Source organism: Pectobacterium peruviense (assembly GCF_002847345.1).
GTDB classification, from domain to species: domain Bacteria; phylum Pseudomonadota; class Gammaproteobacteria; order Enterobacterales; family Enterobacteriaceae; genus Pectobacterium; species Pectobacterium peruviense.
In genome coordinates, this window is record NZ_LXFV01000025.1 from 86,332 (window position 1) to 106,379 (window position 20,048).

At 52.5% G+C, this 20,048-nt stretch carries 16 protein-coding genes; 9 read left to right on the top strand and 7 right to left on the bottom strand.

Going from position 1 to position 20,048, the window contains the following annotated elements:
* Positions 1 to 27: 27 nt before the first annotated feature.
* The gene (gene plsY, locus A0G03_RS17240; protein WP_048262057.1) at positions 28 to 663 is read left to right on the top strand and encodes a glycerol-3-phosphate 1-O-acyltransferase PlsY; all 636 of its coding nucleotides are present in this window, start codon (positions 28 to 30) and stop codon (positions 661 to 663) included.
* A 79-nt stretch (positions 664 to 742) separates the two neighbouring features.
* Here plsY and A0G03_RS17245 read toward each other — a convergent pair whose 3' ends face one another.
* Entirely contained in the window at positions 743 to 2,329 is a 1,587-nt protein-coding gene (locus tag A0G03_RS17245) for a methyl-accepting chemotaxis protein (protein ID WP_048262059.1), read from the bottom strand.
* A 249-nt stretch (positions 2,330 to 2,578) separates the two neighbouring features.
* Here A0G03_RS17245 and ppa point away from each other — a divergent pair, with 249 nt between their 5' ends.
* Positions 2,579 to 3,109, top strand: coding sequence for an inorganic diphosphatase (ppa, locus tag A0G03_RS17250; RefSeq protein WP_048262061.1), 531 nt, complete (start codon positions 2,579 to 2,581; stop codon positions 3,107 to 3,109).
* Between the two features lie 91 nt (positions 3,110 to 3,200).
* On the opposite strand, the gene A0G03_RS17255 is transcribed toward ppa, so the two are convergent.
* The 3 genes from A0G03_RS17255 to tamA are packed head-to-tail and all read right to left on the bottom strand — an operon-like array spanning position 3,201 to position 9,309.
* On the bottom strand, positions 3,201 to 3,551 hold the full coding sequence (locus A0G03_RS17255) for a gamma-glutamylcyclotransferase family protein (protein WP_048262062.1): 351 nt from the start codon (positions 3,549 to 3,551) through the stop codon (positions 3,201 to 3,203).
* 2 nt (positions 3,552 to 3,553) lie between these two features.
* Positions 3,554 to 7,597, bottom strand: a complete 4,044-nt coding sequence (gene tamB / locus A0G03_RS17260; RefSeq protein ID WP_048262065.1) for an autotransporter assembly complex protein TamB — start codon at positions 7,595 to 7,597, stop codon at positions 3,554 to 3,556.
* Entirely contained in the window at positions 7,594 to 9,309 is a 1,716-nt protein-coding gene (gene tamA, locus A0G03_RS17265) for an autotransporter assembly complex protein TamA (RefSeq protein WP_101749533.1), read from the bottom strand. Before tamA ends, tamB begins: the two co-directional genes overlap by 4 nt.
* Positions 9,310 to 9,785: 476 nt before the next feature.
* Here tamA and msrA point away from each other — a divergent pair, with 476 nt between their 5' ends.
* Positions 9,786 to 10,424 carry a peptide-methionine (S)-S-oxide reductase MsrA gene (msrA, locus tag A0G03_RS17270; protein ID WP_048262068.1) on the top strand — a complete coding sequence of 213 codons (639 nt, stop codon included), beginning with the start codon at positions 9,786 to 9,788 and terminating at the stop codon, positions 10,422 to 10,424.
* Positions 10,425 to 10,595: 171 nt separating this feature from the next.
* The gene (gene paeA, locus A0G03_RS17275; RefSeq protein WP_048262071.1) at positions 10,596 to 11,921 is read left to right on the top strand and encodes a polyamine export protein PaeA; all 1,326 of its coding nucleotides are present in this window, start codon (positions 10,596 to 10,598) and stop codon (positions 11,919 to 11,921) included.
* A gap of 64 nt (positions 11,922 to 11,985) precedes the next feature.
* Here the strand turns inward: paeA and A0G03_RS17280 are convergent, their stop codons facing one another.
* The gene (locus A0G03_RS17280; protein ID WP_005974755.1) at positions 11,986 to 12,192 is read right to left on the bottom strand and encodes a DUF1107 domain-containing protein; all 207 of its coding nucleotides are present in this window, start codon (positions 12,190 to 12,192) and stop codon (positions 11,986 to 11,988) included.
* A 348-nt stretch (positions 12,193 to 12,540) separates the two neighbouring features.
* On the opposite strand from A0G03_RS17280, the gene A0G03_RS17285 reads away from it, so the two are divergent.
* Complete coding sequence (locus A0G03_RS17285) at positions 12,541 to 13,119, top strand: YtfJ family protein (protein ID WP_048262072.1); 579 nt, start codon at positions 12,541 to 12,543, stop codon at positions 13,117 to 13,119.
* Between the two features lie 4 nt (positions 13,120 to 13,123).
* Here A0G03_RS17285 and cysQ read toward each other — a convergent pair whose 3' ends face one another.
* Complete coding sequence (gene cysQ / locus A0G03_RS17290; RefSeq protein WP_048262074.1) at positions 13,124 to 13,864, bottom strand: 3'(2'),5'-bisphosphate nucleotidase CysQ; 741 nt, start codon at positions 13,862 to 13,864, stop codon at positions 13,124 to 13,126.
* Between the two features lie 203 nt (positions 13,865 to 14,067).
* Here cysQ and A0G03_RS17295 point away from each other — a divergent pair, with 203 nt between their 5' ends.
* Positions 14,068 to 16,020, top strand: coding sequence for a bifunctional 2',3'-cyclic-nucleotide 2'-phosphodiesterase/3'-nucleotidase (locus A0G03_RS17295; protein ID WP_048262075.1), 1,953 nt, complete (start codon positions 14,068 to 14,070; stop codon positions 16,018 to 16,020).
* Between the two features lie 192 nt (positions 16,021 to 16,212).
* A complete protein-coding gene (locus A0G03_RS17300; protein ID WP_048262077.1) occupies positions 16,213 to 16,767 on the top strand; it encodes a flavodoxin family protein in 555 nt (184 codons plus the stop codon).
* A 72-nt stretch (positions 16,768 to 16,839) separates the two neighbouring features.
* Here the strand turns inward: A0G03_RS17300 and A0G03_RS17305 are convergent, their stop codons facing one another.
* The gene (locus A0G03_RS17305; RefSeq protein ID WP_048262079.1) at positions 16,840 to 17,262 is read right to left on the bottom strand and encodes a DUF2502 domain-containing protein; all 423 of its coding nucleotides are present in this window, start codon (positions 17,260 to 17,262) and stop codon (positions 16,840 to 16,842) included.
* 300 nt (positions 17,263 to 17,562) lie between these two features.
* Here A0G03_RS17305 and ipdC point away from each other — a divergent pair, with 300 nt between their 5' ends.
* Positions 17,563 to 19,230: an indolepyruvate decarboxylase gene (gene ipdC / locus A0G03_RS17310; protein WP_048262080.1), complete on the top strand. Its 1,668-nt coding sequence runs from the start codon at positions 17,563 to 17,565 to the stop codon at positions 19,228 to 19,230.
* 102 nt (positions 19,231 to 19,332) lie between these two features.
* Entirely contained in the window at positions 19,333 to 19,998 is a 666-nt protein-coding gene (gene ytfE, locus A0G03_RS17315; RefSeq protein WP_048262082.1) for an iron-sulfur cluster repair protein YtfE, read from the top strand.
* Positions 19,999 to 20,048 lie beyond the last annotated feature (50 nt).

Genomic DNA, 20,048 nt, shown 5'->3' on the forward strand with positions numbered 1-20,048 from the left:
ACGACCCTTATTAAACGGAATGGCGTTATGAGTGTTACCGCGCTTGGTATGATGTTAATCGCGTATCTGTGTGGCTCTGTTTCCAGTGCGATTTTGTTTTGCAAAATTGCTGGGCTGCCCGATCCGCGTCAGCATGGTTCTGGGAATCCCGGAGCCACTAACGTATTGCGTATTGGCGGCAAAGCGGCCGCTGCAACCGTATTGGTCTTTGATATCCTGAAAGGCATGCTGCCTGTCTGGGCCGCTTATGCCTTGGGCGTTACCCCACTGTATCTTGGGTTAACCGCCATCGCCGCCTGCCTCGGGCATATTTATCCGGTCTTTTTCCACTTTCGCGGCGGTAAAGGTGTGGCAACCGCTCTTGGTGCCATCGCACCAATCGGTTGGGATCTGACGGGGCTAATGACCGGCACTTGGCTACTGACCGTACTATTAAGCGGCTATTCCTCGCTCGGTGCCATTGTCAGTGCGCTCATCGCACCGTTTTATGTCTGGTGGTTCAAGCCACAGTTTACCTTCCCCGTCGCGATGCTCTCTTGCCTGATATTGATGCGTCACCACGACAACATCCAACGCCTATGGCGCGGACAGGAAGGTAAAATCTGGGATAAGCTGCGCAAGAAGAAACAACCGGAAGACGAGAATACGTCCCCCGAAGAGTGAAGAGTAAGACAAAAAAATTCCCGTTTTCACGGGAATTTTTTATGAGGGATATCCCCTAAATAATTCGAGTTGCAGGCATTTAGAATCGGCCGATAGCGGCAAACTCCTGCGACTGCACTTTAAACTGTGACATGCTTTCTGCTAACAGACGCGCCTGATCTTCCAGTGAGCGCGTAGCGGCCGCGGATTCTTCGACCAGAGACGCATTTTGCTGTGCAACCTCATCCATCTGCGATACCGCCAGATTCACCTGCCCAATCCCATTGCTCTGCTCACGCGTTGCCGTAGAGATCTCACGCATTAGCGATGTCACGCGCGCCACGGCATTAGAAACGTCGTCCATTGTTTCGCCCGCCATTTTTGCCATAACGGTACCTTCACTGACGCGGCTCTGGGATTCTTCCATCAGCGTTTTGATCTCTTTCGCCGATTGCGCACTGCGCTGCGCCAGATTACGGACTTCCCCCGCAACCACGGCAAATCCACGTCCCTGTTCACCCGCCCGCGCGGCTTCAACTGCCGCATTCAGCGCCAGAATATTGGTTTGGAACGCGATGCCGTCAATCACTGCCAGAATATCGCCAATACGTGCGGAGCTGCTGGAGATCATCTGCATTTTCTCAATCATGCCCCCGACCGTTTCGCTACCTTTATTGGCAATATCAGACACGTTTTGCGCCAGCGTATGCGCTTGTTCCGCACTCTCAGCGTTTAGCGTTACCGTCGCAGTCAACTGCTCCATACTGGCTGCCGTTTCTTCCAACGACGATGCCGACTCTTCCGTACGAGCAGCCAGATGGGTATTACCAGAAGAGAGCTCGCGAGTACCAACGTCAATCTGCATACCCGCATCGCGGACGCGGCCAACGGCGGTTGCCAACGAATGCTGCATTGCCTTCATCGCCTGAATCAGGCGGCCAATTTCATTATTGCCACCATCAGCAATACGCTGAGTCAGGTCACCGTGGGCAATAAACTCCAACTGAGCGACAGTTTCTTCAAGCGGAGACAAAATGGAACGCTTCAGTGCAATCCAGGCAGCCAATACCAGCAGCAAAACGAATACACAGGCAATACCGATGATCGCCAGACGGTCAAACGCAAAGCTTTCTGCTTCGGTGAGCATGCTTTCCCCCACTTCCAGCCCAAAGTCGCGGAATTCATTCGCTACCTTATCCATCTTAACGCTGAGCGGTGGTAGCACGTCCTGCAGTAACACGTAATAAGCAGCAACGTTACCGCGTTTCAGCGCATCGACCATTGGCTGAACGCCAAGGTTCATGTATTGCTCGTAGTTGCTTTTAACCTCTGCCGCCATTTTGGCGCCGCGTTCCGTTACAGTGCCATAGGAAAGAAAACGCGTCATTTCTTTGTGGGAGAGCGCCGTATAGGCTTCCGCTCGTACTACCGACGCATTAGCGAGATCGGTCAGCCCGTTTTCCATCTGACGAGCAGCCAAGGCCGCCCCTGTTCTTGCTCGCAGCGAGGCGGTATAGCTCCCAGCCAGCGCAGTGACCTCTTTGCCCTGAATCTTGTCGATTGTCGTCAGCGACGTGATTCCCTGATTGATTGAAGTGATGCCAATTCCGCAGACCAGCAATAAGAGCAATACCATCGTTCCTAACAAAGCAATCAAGCTCGTCTTGATTGTGATGTTTCTTAACATTTTTATTTCCCTGGAATTACAACTAGTAAATAAATGCGGAGAAATGCTCCACATAACGTGATCTCGATCATGTTTCTATCGGTAGCAAGCCTGCTTTCTTTAAAGAAACTTTAGTAACGAAAGTATTTTTACTTAAACAGCTCACGCCACCGCATAGCGCTTCAGGCGCGCTAAAAGTCAGGGACATTAAACGCTTTTTGGCTATAATGACGGCCACGCTATTTCAGGTTTTAAGAGAAGGAAACTGACATGAGTCTGAACGATGTTCCAGCAGGTAAAGATCTGCCAGAAGATATCTATGTAGTGATTGAAATCCCCGCGAATGCCGATCCAATCAAATATGAAATTGATAAAGATACCGGTGCGCTGTTTGTAGACCGTTTCATGTCTACAGCCATGTTTTATCCATGCAACTATGGCTACATCAACCACACGCTGTCTCTGGATGGCGACCCGGTTGACGTGCTGGTTCCAACTCCGTATCCGTTGCAGCCGGGCTCAGTGATCCGCTGCCGTCCTGTTGGCGTGCTGAAAATGAGCGACGAAGCAGGCGAAGATGCCAAGCTGGTTGCCGTTCCGCACAGCAAGCTGACCAAAGAATACGATCATATTAAAGACGTCAATGACCTGCCTGAACTGCTGCGCGCACAGATCGGCCACTTCTTTGAACATTACAAAGATTTGGAAAAAGGTAAGTGGGTGAAAGTTGAAGGTTGGGATAATGCTGCAGCGGCAAAAGCCGAAATCGTAGCGTCCTTCGAGCGCGCAAAAAACAAATAAGCGCGACGAGTTCAAAGACACCACACGATCAAAAACACCGCATTACGCGGTGTTTTTATTTATGTCGACAGACTTGATTAACTACTCAACCTCAAGCCTCTTCTCCATTGCGCTTTAGCCAATCACCGCTGGCAATACGCATCAACCCTACAACAGGGTGTTTGTACAGATAAATCCAGGCATTGCCCAGAGGAGTGGGAATCAGCTCACGCTGGTATTCGTGACCGTCCCGTTTTAACGCATCCAGCTCCGTCAGAATCGACGAACTAATGCGATAAACCTCGCAACGGATCTCTCCATTGCCAGGTACGACTGCCGGATAATGGCCGAGATCGTACAGCTCAAACCCTGCGAGCTGACAATCCCCTAACCATTGCGCATTCGTCATCCAATGACTATTTCCCTGTTTGCGTCGTAAACTGCCGTAAACAATAATTCGCATCGCTAGAACTCAAACTGATAGAGCACATCTAATGCCTGGCTAATTCCAGACACCGCTTCCAAGTATAGCTTTGGCATCAGGCGGTAACGCAGCGTTAACGTTGCCAAAGAATCGAATATGCCAACTCCATATTTCACTTGCAGACCCGGAAGGACGTAACCGCTGACGACAACCTGAGAATTATCGCCAACACCCTGTGTATCCAGAGCTAAATTACTTACGCCAAAGGCCTCGCCGATTTTACCCACAACTTGACCACTTTGTGCAACCCCTAAACCTACTAACATTGAGGTCATCGCCGAGCTATCTGCTCCACCGCTGTCCAAACCCTGTCCACGCAGCAGATAAGAGAGCGCTTCCTGCTGCGACATCGCTGGATCGGAGAAGACTTCCAGCTTCGGCGTGGCGGCCATGCCAGTGACGCGCACGCCAGCTGTGACGTCATCAGCGGTGTTGTCTGGATTACGCACGGCTTCAATATTCAGGATCGGCTGATCTGGCGGGCCAGAGAACAAAATCAGTCCTTTACGGACGATCAGATCCTGTCCATAGGCTTTAAAGCGGCCGGACGGGATATCGATCTGACCGTTCAGCCCTAATCCGCGCTCGTCCTGAACCATCTTCAGATCGCCCTGTAGACGGGCAGCCAATCCGAATGCATCCAGCTGTACATCATTACCAACGCGGATCGTGAGGTTGCTGTTAATAGGAATCGCAGCGCTGGCTTTCTTCAACGGCTGGCGCTGAGCATCGAGCATCACTTCATCCGACGACACCGCCACGGCGCTTTCCGGCATATCTTTAACCACAATTCGCGCCCACGGAATACTGACCGATCCGTTTAACGCAAACAGCTGCGGCGTAGCCTCAAAAACAATATCCGGTGAAACATCCAACCGCGCCATAGGCGGAATCGTCACCCGCAGCTTCTGGCCTTTCGCGGCAATTCGCGCACGCCAGGCATCAGGCCGCGACCAGTCCGCGTTCCCACCAAGGTTCAACTGTCCATTGTCCGTTTTCAGGAAACCTTGCAGCGTTGACGACATCCCGCTGAAGTTCACCGCCAGTCGCCCATTGGTCAGGTCAATCGGCATCCAGTTGCCATCAATATCCAACCGCTCCAGCACCATTTGGCCGAATAACTGAGGTCGAGCGACATCGCCCGCGAGACGCAGGTTCGCATTCAGTATCCCCGCAGCTTTTTCTCCTTTACTCAACGCAGGGTTGAGCAACGCCAGCGAAATATTGTTGATCGTGACGCTGCCGCCAAGATTTCGCCGACCTTGTGGATCGGTCACCTGAATATCACCGCTGAAGCGCCCGTTTTCGCGAATCGCCATCAGCCAACCGAGTTGTGCACGCCCGCGGTCGAGCCCAGCATTCAGCGTGAAGGTGTCGAAATCAATCGGCAGCGTGTTGCCCTGCATCTGTTGGCGAACGCTGATACCGTTCCCTACCAGCGAGATTTTCGCCTGTGGTAAACCTTGTCCCGCCTGCCAACTAATATCGGCACCGCCCGTGAACGTTCCGGCCAGCACGGTATCTTCCGTCAGGAACGGTTTCAACATGGCAAGATCAAAGCGGTTCAGTCGAATACTCGCCTGTCCACTCGGCCCCGCTTCAATCGCTTTTGGTACACACAATTCTGCATTCGGATTACGCCAGCAGTGCGTACCAATCGTGATCTTCTGCTGTGTATTCTGATAATCCAGCGCCATATCCTGCGTCAGACGCCATTCCCCTACAGGGGTGTCGAAACGGGTATTGTTCAGCGTGCCGCGCCAGCGTTGTTCCTGACGATCGAAGCTGCCTGAAAGCGCGAGTTGCCCCGCAACTGGTTCACCCTGCATGTTCAGCCGGAGCTGATGCTGTTTCTCATTGCCGCTGGCATCCAGCGTTAACAGCCTAATATTCAGGCCATCTTGCTTCAGCTCTTCAAGACGCACCGCGAGCTTGCCCTGAATCTGCTGCTCAGAGCGGACATCGCCCTCCACCCTCACTTGGCTAATCGTAATAGCCTGCCAGCGCAGCCCGGAAGCCGTGATATCCGCCAACATCTGCGGTTCGCGCAGATTGCCGCGTAGTTTGAGTGTGCCTATCGCGCGCCCTGCCAGACCGGGCAACATGCCGTCCAGCGACGGCGCATTGATGTCGGCATCCAGTTGCCACTTGTCGCTCAAGTCGCCTTTGACGTTCAGTTGGTTACGACCTAACGCCAGATTCAGCCCTGGTATTGTCCACTGGCCTGCCGCGTTACCGCGCAGTTCACCTCTGGCCGTAAGCTTGTTCGCCTTCACGTTACCGTCCAGTCGCAGTTCAGGCACCTGCAACTGCCAGCTACCGCCATAGACGCTACCGCGCGTCGTTATCTTTCCGTCTATTTTCGCAGGCCACTCGGGCCACTGTTTCGTGGTGTTAATCCCGTTCAGCAGAAGTTCACTGCGCCAGCTGATCGCTTTACTCCAGTCGATAAGCGCACTCAGATCGGCATTGCCCTGCAACGCTGCCAGCCGCAAGCGGCTCAGCGTAAACTGCTGCTCGTTGCCTTTACCATCCAGCAGCAGCGTCGCGGGGGGAATATCCGCACCGCTGAGGTCGCCGCGCAGCGACAGCGCGTAGTCGGTCGCTTTGCCGTTAAAACGCAGCCTGACGTTGCTAGCCTGATACTGTATTGCGCCCGTCAGCGGCCAACGCACGCGTTCGGTTTGCAGCGTCAACACCAGCGGCAACCCAGCTTCCGCGAGTTGAGTTTGTAGGTCTATTTGTGCACGCTGCGGTCCCGAGAGATTCAGCGCCACATTCAGCTGTTCGCGCAGGCCGCCGTCGACCGTCAGTTTCAGCTTTTCGCCCTTGAGCGGATCGACATTCAACACGCCGTTCGCCGTCAGCGAGACAGGCCAGTTATCACTAAGCGTCGCCTCACCGCGTACATTCAACCCGCCCTGCGGCGATTGCACGATCAGTTTGTCCAGACGCAAATGCTGCTGTTGGGTCGACGCCTGCACGAACAGGTTATTAATCAAAATATCCTGATCGCCTGTCAGTCGCAGCTGTTCGCCATGAATCTCGACAATGTTCAGATCCAGCGGCAGCGTGAACTGCGGTAGATTCGGCAGCAGCGGTTTGGAGAACAGTTCGCTCAGGCGTTCACCCAGCGGCTGTTCAGGCTCGGCTGGCTTATCAGATGCGCTATCCGTTTTTGATGTCGATGCTGTCGGTATTAGAGCCGTCGTCGTGGCTGCCGCGACCGTATTATTTGCCTCTAGCACTTTATCGATTTGAAGCGTTTGCGATGAGCCTTGTTCCGCCGCCTCGCGTACATTCGCCGCTGTTTCTTTGATGACGGATGCCATTTCAGCCGCCGTCACTTTGCCATCTTCCAGTACACTAACCGGCGTTTTTGGCAAGGCCACCAGCAGCGCACTAATTTTGGTCGGCAGCAGCGTCAGCGCGCGCCCTTCCCACTGCATTCCCGTACGGAATTCGCCCAGTGAAATCGCCGTGTCATCGACGGTAACCTGAACGCTATTGAGTACCAGCTGACGCAGAGAAATAGGGAAAGGTGCTGAGATTTCCGTGACTGGCGTCGAAGGAGGCGGTGATTCTTCTGCCACAGGCAGGGCTTTGGTATCCACGACGACATCCACGCGGTTCGCCGAGAGATCATTGATACATAACTGGCTTTTGCGCAGGCACCCCAGCGCGAGCGACAGATGGAATTCATCACTCTTTACCGTCACGCCCGGTATTTCGTAGCTGACATTTTTCAGCGTTAGATCACGCCAGCCACCGCTCACGCTGGCAATGTTGAGTCCCGGCACCACCCGCGCGGCGGTATTCAGCAACAGATGCAGACCCGGCGTGGTTCCTACCAGCAGACCCAGCCCAACAATAAGCAGCAATAAGAAAGCGACGATCCCAATTCCTATCCTTTTCCACCAGCGTCCTTTCCGCGCTGGCGCTGGCGTTGTCGGCGCGCGCTCCTGCGTGATGTTTTCTTCTGTCACCGGATCCTGTGCTTTTTTTTCGTTTTTATCATCCATCATAATTCAGGCCCCAGTGCGATATAGAACTGAACATCGTTCTTCTTCTCTGCATCGCCGATCGGCATAGCAACATCGAGTTTCACCGGACCAATCGGCGAGGCCCAGCGCACGCCGACGCCCGTGCCGGTCTTGAAGTTACTTCGTTTGATGTCATTCACTGCTTCACCTGAATCAACAAAAACCGCGCCCCACCATTTCCCCGTCACGTTATATTGGTATTCGAGCGAGCCGGTCGCCAGCTTGGACGCACCAGTCAGTTTGTCGTTACTGTCACGCGGCGAAATAGATTTGTATTTATACCCACGAATGCTGCGATCGCCACCGGCAAAGAAACGCAGTGAGGGCGGGACGCGGGAGAAATTATTGGTTTCTATCCAGCCCAGATTGCCGCGCACGACAAAGCGGTGTTTATCCTCCAGCGTGCGAATCCAGACGTTTTGTGCCTGAACCACGGCAAAATCGATATCCGATCCCCAAGTGGTGTCGGAAATGTCGATAGAGTAGCGCTGCGTATCACCCCATACCGGCATCAGTCCGCCGCGTTGGCGGGTTCGGTTAATGCTGACGCCCGGATAGATCAACATCGTGGTATCCGTCACGCTCGCCTGCGTAAAGTGATCGAGGCTCCAGCGCAAATTAATCGCACGTTGCCAGCCGCTGGAGAGATCCCAGTAGCGGGCAACGTTCACCGTAGTGCCATCGGATTTAGTATCGTTGAGATCTTCGCGTTTAAAACCACCTTGCAACAGGTAATACTGCTCAAGAGGGTTCTTCAACAGGGGGATTTTGTAGCTAAAATCGAGTGATTGCTCTGGCGCAGACACGCTCAGGCTGCTTTCCAAACTGTGGCCCCGTGAATTCACCCAAGGCTTATTCCAGGTCGTTTTAAAACGGGGGCCAACATCCGTGGCATAACCCACTCCGGTTTCGATGCGGTTGCGGGTTCGCGGCGTCACCACTGCGTCCAGCGGCAGAACCTTAGTGCTTTTTGACTGCTCGAAATTGGGCGACACCACGACGGAATTAAACCACCCCGTTGCGGAAAGACGGCGGTTTAACTCGCCGAGATCCTCACTGGTATAAGCATCGCCTTCATGAAACGGCACCAGATTTTGCAGATAATCATCGCGGATTTGTGCGCCCTGAAAATGAACGGCGCCGAAGCGATAGCGTTCCCCGCTATCAAAATCGATATCCCAAAATGCTTCTTTCTCTTCGCGCATCACGCCAAGCTGACTTTGCTGGAAGCGTGCATCGAAATAGCCTTTGCGTAATGACAAACCGTTCAACCCGCTTTTAAAGCGATCATAATCACTATGATTCAACACAGAACCAATTTCAGGACGATCGTCTTTAACCAGCTGTTGATAGTCTTTATCGTCATGTGCACCACCACGCAGGGTGATGTTCACACCAGCTATTTTTACCGGTTCGCCGGCCGTCACCGTCGCAATCAATACGGGTCGCCCGCCGTTAACGGCAGGCCGAAATTCAAAACCAATCTGGGGATCGTAATAGCCGAGCGCGCGCAATCCCTGACGGATCGCTTCATCGACGCGTGAGCGGAAACGTCCGTCGGCATTAACCTCATCGACCGCAATGGTAGACAAGCGTGCCCGCACATTTTTTTGTAGCTGCCCTTCCAGCCCCATGACTTGCAGGCGCACACTCGCCGCCTGACTCTCCGGTGCCAGCATGAGCAGTGCGCACATCAGGCCAAGAATCCGGTATCGCGGTGCACCGCAGCCAGCAAGGCCGTTTTTTTGTCTTGCTACGCCTTTTTGCTCGGTAACACTTTTTTTTCCAATGAAACGGTTCTTTGAAGTGAAACGTCTTTTTGCAATGAAAATAGTCACTGAGCTCCCTGATAAATCAATCTGTCGCCTAAAACCTATAGCATGGCTTTTATCACTTCGCCCGCCGCATTGGCGGCCGTCTCTGTACGCTTACCTGACAATCCGTCACGTAGCGTTAAAATCACCTACCAACTTTGCATGATATTAGTGATAAATACTAATTTTCTATCTTAAAAATAGATATTCACCTACAAACATCACTATGCCGAATTGTGGATAAACATTACCTTAACATTAAACACGATTAAGATATAAAGACAGCCCAAGGCTTCTTGGTTATGCTTTCCATGAAAGCGGGTTATATACCCAGTCTAGCTGGAGTTAACAACGTGATGAATTCGATTGATAAGATGCAACGGATTACGCAATCCGATGCTTTAGCGGGGCGTGCCACCCCCATGCCAGTAGCCAGGCTGCACGTCGTGCATGAACATTCCATGACGCATGTGCCGGACCACATGTCTGTCGCTATTTTTGCGATGGGCTGCTTCTGGGGCGCAGAGCGTTTGTTCTGGCAACAGCCGGGCATCTACAGCACCGCAGCGGGTTATATCGGTGGTTACACGCCCAACCCGACCTACCGCGAAGTGTGCAGCGGGCAAACCGACCACGCCGAAGCCGTGCGTGTCGTTTTCGACCCTGCGGTTATCAGCTACGCTCAGTTGCTGCAATTATTCTGGGAAAATCATGACCCCGCGCAGGGGATGCGTCAGGGCGGTGATATCGGCAGCCAGTATCGCTCCGCCATTTATACGCTCACATCCGAGCAGGAACAGGCCGCGCAGGAAAGCCTTCAGCGTTTTCAGCAGGCGATGAGAGAAAACGGCGATGGCCGGGCTATCAGCACAGAAATCGAGCCTGCGGGTCCGTTCTATTATGCGGAAGATGATCACCAGCAATACCTGCACAAGAACCCGAACGGCTACTGCGGGTTAGGCGGTATCGGCGTCTGTCTGCCGCCTCAGCGTTGACCGCTGGCGGTAATTTCACCGCTCCTGCTATAATGCCCCCGAACCGGGCCAATCCTCGCCCGGTTTTGACCTTCAATAACGATCATAATGTGTTCACTTTTATGTGTTCACCTTTCTGAGGATCGCTGCGTCAATCTCGGCTCATGCGAAAACTTACCTAAAGTAAAAACTATGTTAAACAGTCTATTACTGATTCTTTTTCTTATTGCCATCAGTGCGTTTTTCTCGATGTCAGAGATCTCGCTGGCGGCGTCTCGTAAAATTAAACTCAAACTGATGGCTGATGAGGGAAATATCAACGCCAATCTAGTGCTCAAGTTGCAGGAAACGCCGGGCATCTTCTTTACCGTGATTCAAATTGGCGTCAACGCCGTCGCGATTCTGGCCGGTATCATCGGCGATGCGGCATTTTCCCCTACCTTTTCCATGCTGTTTGAACGATTCATGTCACCCGAATCCGCAGATAAAGTCAGTTTCATCTGCTCATTTGTCCTTGTCACTAGCCTGTTCATTCTGTTTGGCGATCTCACCCCGAAACGCATTGGTATGATTGCGCCGGAAACCGTAGCGGTCCGCATAATCAACCCCATGCGCTTCTGCCTGTTCCTTTTCCGCCCGCTGGTCTGGCTATTTAACGGTCTGGCTAACGTCATTTTTCGCCTGCTCAAGCTGCCGATGGTGCGTAAGGATGACATCACGTCCGATGACATTTACGCCGTGGTGGAAGCCGGTGCGCTGGCTGGCGTACTGCGTAAGCAGGAACACGAACTGATCGAGAACGTGTTTGAGCTGGAATCCCGTACCGTGCCGTCTTCCATGACCTCGCGTGAAAGTGTGGTCTACTTCGATCTGCGCGAGCACGAAGACAGCATTAAGGAAAAAATTGCCCAGCAGCCACACTCCAAGTTTCTGGTTTGCGATGGCACAATTGATCAGATCGTCGGCTATGTGGACTCCAAAGATCTGCTGATTCGGGTGCTGGGAAACCAGAGCCTGACGTTGAGCAGCGGCGTACAGATTCGCCAGGCGCTGATCGTACCGGATACGCTGACACTGTCCGAAGCATTGGAAAGTTTCAAAACGGCGGGCGAAGATTTCGCGGTCATACTGAACGAATACGCACTGATCGTCGGCATCATCACGCTTAATGATGTGATGACCACCCTGATGGGCGATCTCGTCGGTCAGGGAATGGAAGAGCAGATTGTGGCGCGTGATGAGAATTCATGGCTGGTTGAAGGCGGTACGCCAATAGAAGACGTGATGCGGGCGCTGAATATTGATGACTTCCCGCACTCTGGCAACTACGAAACCATCGGCGGATTCATGATGTATACGCTGCGGAAAATCCCGAAACGTACCGATGCGGTGCGCTTCTCAGGCTATAAGTTTGAGGTGGTGGATATCGACAGCTACAAGATCGATCAGTTGCTGGTGACCCGTCTGGAAGACCGTCCGATTGTCGCATCAAGCACGAAGGTTGATAGCACAGATTAACGATTAGTCTGGCAAAGCATCATAACAAACCAGAACGGCCCGCTATGGGCCGTTTCTTTATCACTTATCCCATCTCAGCCTGAAGCCGGATGACCTGGCGATTCACTTCTGACATCACCAGAAGATGCTGCTTATCTTGTTTCTTTGGCAATAGAATTTTGCCGTAGTCGAACTCAAAAGCACCAACCCCTTTTATGTACAGCCGCCCGCGAAACAAAGTTTTCACATATTTAGCGACTTTCAAAGGATTGTAACGTTCGAAGATCCTCATCGTTTTACTCTCCCGTTTTATTTTTCTACGCTCTCCCTTTCGCCAACATGGTTAAGGTTTTGGAGCGCTAATGAGATAACGGATACTGCTAGTTAGTACTGTAAAACGGCATTTAGTTCCCCACTATTCAGTATTCTTAACTGCTTTTACAGATTTTTACAGAACAGTGTTTAAGTAAACCCCTAGTCATTAGTATAAACCTTCAAAAATAAGGGTTTTGTGCACTCGGGCACAAACCGTTTTATCGCGGAGCAGGACAGACCAGTTTCCTGAATCTACGCTTATTCCATAGCCTGACATTTTCCATAATAGACATCGCACCAGGCTCCCCACACTGAAGGACATACCATGATAAAAATACGCCACCTGCTGCTCGCGCTCTCTATCACTCCCTTATTGGGGCTTATCTCATTCCCAGCTTCAGCCCATACGCTGGTGCTCAACCAATCGGTTCCCCCCATCGGCGTCGCGGATAGAGGAGAACTTCAGTACCTTAATAATCAGTTTAGTTATAAAAACTGGAACAGCGCGCAATTGCCCGGAAAAGTACGGGTGATACAACACATCGCTGGCCGCACCTCGGCAAAAGAGATGAACGATCCCCTCCTCTCCGCGCTGAAGGCCGCTAACCTACCGCATGATTATTACCAAACGACGACAATCGTGAATACTGACGATGCCATCATCGGCACCAGCATGTTTGTGCGCAGTAGCCTTGAGGACAACAAGAAAGCCTTTCCGTGGTCACAATTTATTGTCGATAGTAACGGCAACGTGCACAAAGCCTGGCAGCTACAGCCGCAAAGCTCCGCTATCGCGGTGCTGGATAAACAAGGGAAAATCCGTTTCGTGAAAGACGGTGCGTTGAGCGGACAAGAAGTGCAGCAGGTGATGTCCCTGCTGCGTCAGTTGCTGGAAGAGAAATAACGGGCTAGAACAGGGAAACGCGAAAACCGGGGTTGAGGAAAGATTCACGCGGCGTATAAGACAGCGGCTGCCCCTGCCAATCGTGAATCTGCGCCCCGGCGGCTACCGCTACCGCATGGCCTGCCGCCGTATCCCAAATGTTAGTCGGCCCGAAGCGTGGATAAAGCTGCGCGTCGCCTTCCGCCACCAGACAAAATTTTAGCGATGACCCAATCGCCACCGTCTGGTGCTCACCTAACTGGCTAAGATAATCTTTTAGTTCACTGTCAGCATGAGAGCGGCTGACCACCACTAGCGGCGGATGCGCCTGCTTCACCCAAATTTGCCGACGCTGACCGTTCTCTTCTTTCCAGGCTTTGCCGTCCGCCGCGGAATACATCACGCCCGTGACTGGCACATAAACCACGCCCAGCACGGCTTGGCCGTTTTCGATCAGCGCAATATTGACCGTAAATTCGCCGTTGCGGTTGAGGAACTCTTTAGTACCATCCAGCGGATCGACCAGCCAATAGCGCTGCCAGTGCCGACGGACTTCCCACTCAGGCGGATCCTCTTCTGACAGCAAAGGAATATCAGGAAACGCCGCCGCCAGCCCGTCCTTAATGACCCGATGCGCCGCAAGATCGGCGGCAGTCACTGGCGAATCGTCTTTCTTGTGCGCGACATCTACGGGATGCTGCCCGTCGTAAACCTGCATAATGGCAGCACCGGCATCACGGGCCAGTTGGCAAATAGGTTCTAGCATGATCTACCTCGTCGTTATCGGTTGCGCGTAACGCAGACTTCATCTCTGTCATTCATTATACATCTGTGAGGCAATCTACGATTATCGCCATTACTGATGTCATCCTCAGAATTTAGAGACGATAATCACTTTAACTTCATCATGATATGAAAGACACCCCGATCGCCTCACGCGTCGACAATCACCGCACAAGGAGTTACGCAATGAAGCATTCACTGGCACTCAGCCTGCTTGCTACGCTGGTCGCCACGACCGTTCATGCCGCCACCGTTGATTTACGGGTATTAGAAACCACCGATCTGCACAGCAATATGATGGATTTCGATTACTACAAGGATACGCCAACCGATAAATTTGGGCTGGTGCGCACCGCTAGCCTGATTCACGCTGCACGCGAACAGGCGACCAACAGCGTGCTGGTAGATAATGGCGACCTCATTCAGGGCAGCCCGTTAGGCGACTACATGGCGGCGAAGGGGCTGAAGGCTGGCGATGTACACCCGGTTTATCAAGCGATGAACACGCTGGATTATTCCGTTGGTAATATCGGTAACCACGAATTCAACTATGGCTTGGACTATCTGCACAAGGCGCTGTCAGGTGCGAAATTCCCTTATGTGAACGCCAATGTGCTGGATGCCAAAACGGGTAAACCACTGTTTACGCCTTACCACATTGAGAACAAGTCAGTTAAAGATCGCGATGGTAAGCAGCATACCCTGCGCATCGGCTATATTGGCTTCGTCCCGCCGCAGGTCATGGTATGGGATAAGGCCAATCTGACAGGAAAGGTCACCGTGGAAGACATCACGGAAAGTGCCAAAAAATGGGTGCCAGAAATGCGTAAGCAAGGTGCCGATCTGGTGATTGTTATCCCTCACTCCGGACTCTCCGCCGAACCGTATAAAGCCATGGCGGAAAACTCCGTTTACTACCTCAGCCAAATTCCTGGGGTTGATGCCATCATGTTTGGCCATGCTCACGCGGTTTTCCCCAGCAATGACTTTGCCAACATCAAAGGCGCGGATATCAAACAGGGAACGCTTAACGGCGTGCCTGCCGTAATGCCGGGACAGTGGGGTGACCATCTCGGTGTCGTCGATTTCACATTGAATAACGACAGCGGCACATGGAAGGTGGAAAATGCGAAAGCAGAAGCCAGACCGATCTATGACAAAGCACAGAAGAAATCGCTGGCGGCGGAAGACGACAAGCTGGTGAAAGTACTTTCCGATGCGCATAAGGACACGCGCGAGTTCGTCAGCAAGCCCATCGGCAAATCCGCGGACAACATGTACAGCTATCTTTCGCTGATTCAGGACGATCCAACCGTGCAGATCGTCAACAATGCTCAGCGCGCCTATGTAGAACACTTTATTCAGGGCGATCCCGATCTGGCCGACCTGCCAGTGCTCTCCGCCGCCGCACCGTTTAAAGCCGGTGGACGTAAAAACGATCCGGCCAGCTATGTCGAAGTAGAAAAGGGCCAGCTCACTTTCCGTAACGCCGCCGATTTGTATCTCTACCCGAATACGCTGGTGGTGGTGAAAGTCAACGGACAGCAGGTGCAGGAGTGGCTGGAGTGCTCTGCGGGTCAGTTCAAACAAATCGATACGAGCAAGCGTGACCCACAATCCCTGCTCAACTGGGATGGCTTCCGCACCTATAACTTCGACGTGATCGATGGCGTCAATTATCAGATTGATGTCACGCAACCTGCCCGCTATGACAGCGAGTGCGCGTTAATCAACGATAAATCGCACCGTATCAAAGCGCTGACGTTTAACGGCAAGCCGATCGATCCCAAAGCAACCTTCCTGATCGCCACCAATAATTATCGCGCCTACGGCGAGAAATTTGCCGGTACGGGTGAAAAGTATGTGGCCTTTGCATCGCCGGATGAAAACCGTTCCGTGCTGGCGGCCTACATCAGTGCGGAAACGCAAAAGGCGGGAGAAGTGAAGCCACAGGCGGATAACAACTGGCGTCTGGCGCCTATCGTCAGCGATACACCACTGGATATCCGTTTTGAAACATCGCCGTCAGAGAAAGCTACCGCGTTTATCAAAGAGAAAGCACAGTACCCGATGACGTCCGTCGGTAATGATGAAACGGGTTTTGCGGTTTACCGCCTCGACCTGCAACACGCTAAATAAGCGCTTAACGCCTATTATGCTCAGGCTCCTGCTTCGGCGGGAGCCTGAACGATCGGTTATTCAAACCAGAATATCCTCCATTTTCACTCCAGTATCATACTGTTACAGAGTAATAAAACAGGGGTGATCTCTTCTCGGTGTACAGTAGGTTATCTACATACCGATACAACAGAGAAAAAACGAGGATTTTTTATGTCAAAGGCAGTCGTTATTTATCATTCAGGTTATGGTCACACGCAACGTTTGGCTGCTGCCGTCGCAGAGGGTGCCAATGCCGAGCTCATCGCGATTGATGCAGAAGGGAATATCAGCGACGCCGAGTGGGAGAAACTCAACGCTGCCGATGCCATTATTTTCGGTACGCCAACCTATATGGGCGGCCCAACCTGGCAGTTCAAGAAATTTGCAGATGCCAGCTCTAAAGCCTGGTTCTCACGCACCTGGAGCAACAAAGTGTTTGGCGGTTTTACTAACAGCGCCAGCCTGAACGGAGACAAACAGGTCACGCTGATTTATCTGCAAACGCTGGCTTCACAGCACGGTGGGATTTGGGTCAGCCTGAACCAGTTGCCGTCCAACGCCAAAGCGGCGAAACGCGACGATCTGAATAACCTGGGTGGCTCAGTAGGCCTGCTGGCGCAGACACCTTCCGACGCCAGCGCAGATGAAGTGGTCGCTGGCGATCTGGCGACCGGTAAGCTGTATGGTCAGCGCATCGCTGATATCGCAGCGAAACTGGCAAACTAGTCAAAAAACACAGACTACACATCATTTCTCGATCGACAAGCGCCGCTCTTTCGCGGCGCTTTTTTTATCTAACTAGTCGCGGAACGAACCCCGTCCATTGCGGTAGTAGCCATTTCCTCGCTCATGTCCACGTCCGTCCCAATCGCCTCGACGCGGGCCGCGTTCCTCAACATAACGCGGCGGAGCAAAACGACGATTGTCATAATCGCGTCTATCACGCTGACTCTCACGCCACCAGCGGGCATCACGCCAGCGCCAGCCATCCCAATAGTAACCGTGACGATTACGTTCACCACGATTGTAACCCCGGTGCTCCTGCCACCAGCGCTCGCTGCGCCAGTCGTAGCCATCCCAGTAATTACCTCGTCTGTCACGCTCGCCGATATTCAACGTAACGCCGGGCATCAGATCGATGCTGGCACCCTTCGCCTCTGGCGCTGGCATAACCGCAAACATTCCCACAAACAGGGCACTGATGACGAGTGGCTTAAACATAGGGTAACTCCTTGCTCACCGCGACTGCGGCCTGGCAAAGATATACGGGGAATTCCCCTGCGCCACTATCAGATAAATGCGCATTTTCCTGATTTTACCGTTCTTAACGTTTCGCTAACGCTAATGCACGCTATTCATCAGCACCCTATTTATTCATTAATAAATTTAATACCCAAAAGCCCCCATAAGTACGAATACATGCAGATTTAAGGATTAACCATAGGGAATAAATATTAGAAATATTCACCTTAGCGCTAATACTTAATATCAGAATATCCATCATGCACAGAGGGAATAGCCATGAGCGAACACTATACGGTAGGTGATTATTTACTGGATCGCCTGACACAGATCGGTATTCAGCATATCTTCGGCGTACCGGGTGATTACAACCTGCATTTTCTCGATCATGTCATCAGAAACCCAGATATTACCTGGGTAGGCTGCGCGAACGAGTTAAACGCGGCTTACGCTGCCGATGGCTATGCACGATGTCGCCCGGCAGCGGCGCTGCTCACCACCTTCGGTGTCGGTGAACTCAGCGCGATTAATGGCATTGCAGGCAGCTACGCAGAATACCTACCTGTTATCCATATTGCCGCCGCGCCCTGTCTCGCTTCACAGCGTAATGGCGAATTGCTCCATCACACATTAGGAGACGGTGACTTTAGCCACTTTTCCCGTATGGCGGCAGAAGTCACCGTTGCCCAAGCCAGCCTCACCGTTGAGAACGCAACCGCAGAGATCGACAGAGTGATTGGTGAAGCCCTCGCTCAGCAGAAACCGGTATACCTGTTTCTGCCGGTGGACGTGGCAGCGGCACCTGTCAGCGCACGACCCTATCCGCTCATTATTCCTGAACCATTACGCTCTGATGATTCGCTAAACGCCTTTACCGCCGCAGCCACCGATATGCTGAGCAAGGCAAAATCAGTCTCGTTGCTGGCAGACTTTTTGGCTCAACGCTTTAACGTCGCGGGACAAATCCAACGTTGGCTTGATAAAACACCGCTTCCCCACGCCACTTTGCTGATGGGAAAAGGCACGCTAAACGAACAGCACCGCAGCTTTACCGGGACTTATTCAGGCGGCGGCAGTCATGAAGCGATCCGAGCACATATCGAAGATGCGGATGTCATTATCAGCATCGGCGTACGCTATACCGATACGATTACCACCGGTTTTAGCCATCAGATCGCTATCGAAAAAAATATCGATATTCAGCCAACGTTGGCTCGCGTAGGGAATCAGGTTTTCCCCTCCGTTCCGATGTCAGACGCTATCGCCGCGCTGGAAAAAATCACCGAGACACTCGCGGCCCGTTGGGATTATCGCACCATTACGCCTCCAGCTTTACCGCAATCGGAACACAGAAGTGCACTCAGCCAGCGCGAATTTTGGCAACAGATGCAGCGCTTCCTCCGCCCTGACGATATCCTCGTGACCGATCAAGGGACTTCCTGTTTTGGTGCCGCCACACTCCGGTTACCAGCGGGCTGTCATTTCATCGTCCAACCGCTGTGGGGGTCGATAGGCTATTCTTTGCCAGCCGCATTCGGCGCACAGATTGCCGAACCGGAAAGACGCGTGGTTCTGTTGATCGGCGATGGTTCGCTTCAGCTCACCGTACAGGAGCTGGGTTCTATCATTCGGGATCGATTGAATATGGTCATTGTGGTGCTGAATAACGAAGGCTATACCGTCGAACGCGCTATTCACGGCCCGGAACAACGCTATAACGATATTGCAGCCTGGAACTGGACACAGCTTCCCGCTGCGCTGGGCGCGAATGAAAACGAGATACTCTGCGAACAGGTGCGTTCACCCGTCGCACTCGCTCAGGTACTTGAGCAAGTGAACGCGGAATCTCGCTTATCGCTCATTGAGGTGGTATTGCCGAGAATGGATATTCCAGCGCTCTTACAGACCATCACCCAATCGCTTGAGACTCGCAATACCGTGCAGTAATTCAGCATGCCTTTTACCGCCTACCTCGTAAGCGGTATATTCAACGCCAAAAGATGCATTTAAAATGCACTTTATAAATTGCATTCGTTGAGAGGCATCATCATGGCATACCGCGATCAATCCCTGGGTGAGTTGGCTATCGCTATTCCGCGCGCCACCAAACTCTTTCGTGAACTCAATCTGGATTTCTGCTGCGGCGGAAAACAAACGCTAAGCCGCGCTGCTGGCAAAAAAGATCTCAATATCGATGAGCTGGAAGCACAGTTAGAAAAATTGGCTGCACAGCCTTCTGATGCACAAGACTGGCGTGAAGCACCGCTGGCTGACATCATCGCGTACATCATCCCCCGTTTTCATGACCGCCACCGTGAACAATTGCCGGAACTGATTCTGATGGCGGAAAAAGTCGAGCGCGTGCATCACGATAAAGCAGACTGTCCGCACGGCCTCGCAAACCAACTGACCGCGATCTATAACGAGCTGTCTCAGCACATGATGAAAGAAGAGCGCATCCTCTTCCCAATGATCAGTCAGGGAATGGGCGCGAATGCTGCCGCACCGATTTCAGTGATGGAGCATGAGCACGATGACGCCGGGCGTGATGTGGAAGTGGTTAAAGAGCTGACCAACGGCGTCATACCGCCTGAAGGTGCCTGCAACACTTGGCGTGCGCTGTACTCCGGTATCAACGAGTTCATTACCGACCTGATGGAACACATCCATCTGGAAAACAATTTGCTGTTCCCACGCGCACTGCGCGGTGAGTAATGTCGTTTCAATAAAAATAAGAAAGTCAGTAAAAACAACAAAGGCGCTCA